Below are 2,961 nucleotides of genomic sequence, written 5' to 3'. Positions count from 1 at the left end.
GCTCGAGGAAAACATTTTTTCCCAGCCACAGGTTCAGGGCTTCCAGGTAAGCTACAAAGTCGGGGAACGCCCAGGACAACAGTACCACCTCGAGGTCGAAGCGGGCCCAGTCGGGGTCGGTGAAATCCGGGTGATTGACCAGCCGCTCGGCAGCCCTTGCAGGGATCTCGGCCTCTACCAGGGCGTACAGCTTGCTCCACTCGCGCCGCCAGATCGCGGTTTGCAGGCTGCGCGACCAGGGGCTTTGCGGCTGCTTTCTGGGCACATCTACGATTGTGTCACACGGGTGGATTGTTTTGGGGTTAAGTGCGCCCGCAATAGAAGTTACGCTAGGGTTATACCCTATGCGTTTTTTGGGGTTTGCTTTGGCGCGGCTCTGTAGCCAGGCCCCTGTGGGTAGCGCAAATTCCTAACCTGGAGATACCTGGCGTCCCCCTTTTTTGGGTGGCCTGACCCACGCTACCGATTGACTGAATACCAGGTTTGGTCAGGCAGTATGATGGCGTTCAGGAGCCTGATATGCCAGATCCCATGCTGATTGCTAAAGGTGAATCGGAAGTATTCCTGTATCCCAGGATGGCCAACCGCCACGGCCTGATTGCCGGGGCGACCGGTACCGGCAAGACCGTGAGCCTGCGGGTGCTGGCCGAACAACTGTCCAGTATTGGTGTGCCGGTCTTTATGGCCGATGTGAAAGGCGACCTGTCGGGAATGTGCAAGGCTGGGGCCGACAACCCCCGAATTATCGAACGGGTACAGAGACTCGGGCTTGTGGAGTTCAAATACCAGGCCCACCCGGTGGTGTTCTGGGATGTGTTTGGGTTGCAGGGGCATCCGGTGCGGGCCACCGTTTCCGAGATGGGGCCACTGCTCTTGTCCCGCTTGCTCGACCTCAACGATACCCAGACCGGGGTACTCACCGTGGTCTTCAAAATTGCCGACGACAGCGGGCTGCTGTTGCTGGACTTGAAAGACCTGCGGGCCATGCTGCAATTCGTGGGTGACACCGCCGATAAGTTCAGAACCGAGTACGGCAATGTCTCGGCGGCTTCGATTGGCGCCATCCAGCGCGGCCTGATTGCCCTGGAAGAACAGGGCGGCGACCAGTTTTTTGGCGAACCGGCCCTCGAGCTCGAAGACCTGCTCCAGACCCAGGGCGGCCAGGGGGTCATCAACATCCTGGCTGCCGACAAACTGATGCAGTCGCCCAAGCTCTACAGCACCTTCTTGCTCTGGATGCTGGCCGAACTTTTCGAGCGGCTGCCCGAGGTGGGCGACCCCGAAAAGCCCAAACTGGTCTTCTTTTTTGACGAAGCCCACCTGCTCTTCGACGAGGCCCCCAAAGCCCTGCGGGAAAAAATCGAGCAGGTGGTGCGCCTGATCCGCAGCAAGGGGGTGGGGGTCTACTTTGTCAGCCAGAACCCCCTGGACATTCCCGAGGAGGTGCTGGGGCAACTGGGCAACCGTGTACAACACGCTCTGCGGGCCTTCACCCCAAAAGACCAGCGGGCAGTCCGAAGTGCTGCCGAGACCTTCCGGCCCAACCCAAAGCTGGATGTCGCCACTGTGATTCTGGAAATGGGCGTGGGCGAGGCCCTGGTCTCGACCCTGGACGAAAAAGGCATTCCCAGCGTGGTGGAACGTGCCCTGATCTACCCGCCCCGCACCCAACTGCCCCCGCTCAGTCTCGAAGAGCGCAAGCAGGTTATTCAACAATCCCCGGTCTATGGGCATTATGAGAAGGCCCTGGATCGGGACTCGGCTTACGAAATGCTGAAGGCTAAAGCAGCCCGAACACCGCTTGTAGAACCAGAAATGCAAAGACCTCGAGCCGGAGCTCCGCCGGAAGGTAGCTTGTTGGGTGACCTGGCCAGAGGTGCGGTTGGTTTCCTGGCCAGCCGCGAAGGACAGCGCATCATGCGCGGTGTGCTGGGGGGGCTTTTGGGTGGGGGTGGGAGGCGCAAACGATAGCAATTTTCTGGTAATTTTTGTCGCTAGCGATCCCCAGGGGGTTGCTGATTTAGCTATATAAGCGCAGCCAGGTGTCTGCGTCCTATAAAGTGCACCGGTTAGTCCTCGCTGGGCAAAGTAAGGAAAGCATCCCCCATCTGAGAGGCGACCTTGAATAAGGTCACAAAATAAGCAGTCTAACTGCGGGTCGCCGTGAGCCGAGGCCATTATCTACGGTCTGATGTTTTCCTCGGCCCTGGATCGTGCAAACTGCAATTGCAACCGATCATACACATCCTCGGCCCAGGCCCGGATGTCCTGCCAGCGTCGAAAGTCGCCCTCAGGGAGCCCCTTGCTCAGCACACTGACCCGTTCTTCGTGGCTCAGTCGGCTGTAATCCAGCGAGCCTGAAAAAATGCCGGTCTCGATGGGCTCTACCAGCTCCCTCATCTCGCGTGAGTATTCATACACTTCGTGGAAATGCTCGGGAGTGGGATTGCTCATCTGTCCACAGACCATGAAGTACACCAGTGGAAGCGCTTGTAACCTATCCAGGTGAATCTGGATAAAACGCCGGGCTTCGGGTAGCCAGGCCTGATCTCGTATGGAACTCCCCACAATTATGGCCTGATAGTCTTCGATGTGCTGTACTTCTTCAACCGGTAGCACCTCAACCCTGGCACCTCTTTGGGCCAGAACCTCGCCTATGGCCTGGGCTATCTCACGCGTACTGCCCAGACGGCTGGCATAGGCAATCAGGACAAGCCAGGTCTGCACAGCTTAAGGCTATGCCCACGGCTTCCTGGACTGTAGAGACATCTGCCCCCGGCCTGGGAGAGTACCTTGCTTGTGAGGTGATAGCAATGCTGGTTAAAGACTGCATGACCCCAAACCCCGACGTGGTCACACCGGATATTACGGTGCCTGAAGCTGCCCAGATCATGAAAAAGGGGGGATTCCGTCGCTTGCCGGTAGTCAAGGAAGGCCGGGTCATCGGTATTGTCACCGACC

General features: G+C 58.3%; 4 protein-coding genes. 2 read left to right on the top strand and 2 right to left on the bottom strand.

Annotation, left to right across the window (positions count from 1 at the left end; all coding sequences use genetic code 11):
• Positions 1–265, bottom strand: a 265-nt coding sequence (locus Q0288_RS06250; RefSeq protein ID WP_299428802.1) for a hypothetical protein, incomplete at its 3' end; no start/stop codon positions are given.
• Positions 266–519: 254 nt separating this feature from the next.
• Between Q0288_RS06250 and Q0288_RS06245 the strand changes: the two genes are divergently transcribed.
• Positions 520–1,971, top strand: coding sequence for a helicase HerA-like domain-containing protein (locus Q0288_RS06245; RefSeq protein ID WP_299428799.1), 1,452 nt, complete (start codon positions 520–522; stop codon positions 1,969–1,971).
• A gap of 210 nt (positions 1,972–2,181) precedes the next feature.
• Here the strand turns inward: Q0288_RS06245 and Q0288_RS06240 are convergent, their stop codons facing one another.
• Positions 2,182–2,727 carry a flavodoxin domain-containing protein gene (locus tag Q0288_RS06240; RefSeq protein ID WP_299428796.1) on the bottom strand — a complete coding sequence of 182 codons (546 nt, stop codon included), beginning with the start codon at positions 2,725–2,727 and terminating at the stop codon, positions 2,182–2,184.
• A gap of 11 nt (positions 2,728–2,738) precedes the next feature.
• Between Q0288_RS06240 and Q0288_RS18060 the strand changes: the two genes are divergently transcribed.
• Positions 2,739–2,961 (top strand): CBS domain-containing protein (locus Q0288_RS18060; protein WP_366914730.1); only part of this gene is annotated, 223 nt, incomplete at its 3' end.

The organism is uncultured Meiothermus sp. (assembly GCF_937863175.1).
In the GTDB taxonomy this organism is placed as follows: Bacteria; Deinococcota; Deinococci; order Deinococcales; family Thermaceae; genus Meiothermus.
Note: the sequence above shows the minus strand (reverse complement) of the source record. Positions and strands in the feature narration are given on the sequence as shown.

Bases quoted from the DNA above. Each gene is read 5' to 3' on its own strand.
- Q0288_RS06245 (WP_299428799.1), top strand. From the start codon at position 520: ATGCCAGATCCCATGCTGATTGCTAAAGGTGAATCGGAAGTATTCCTG.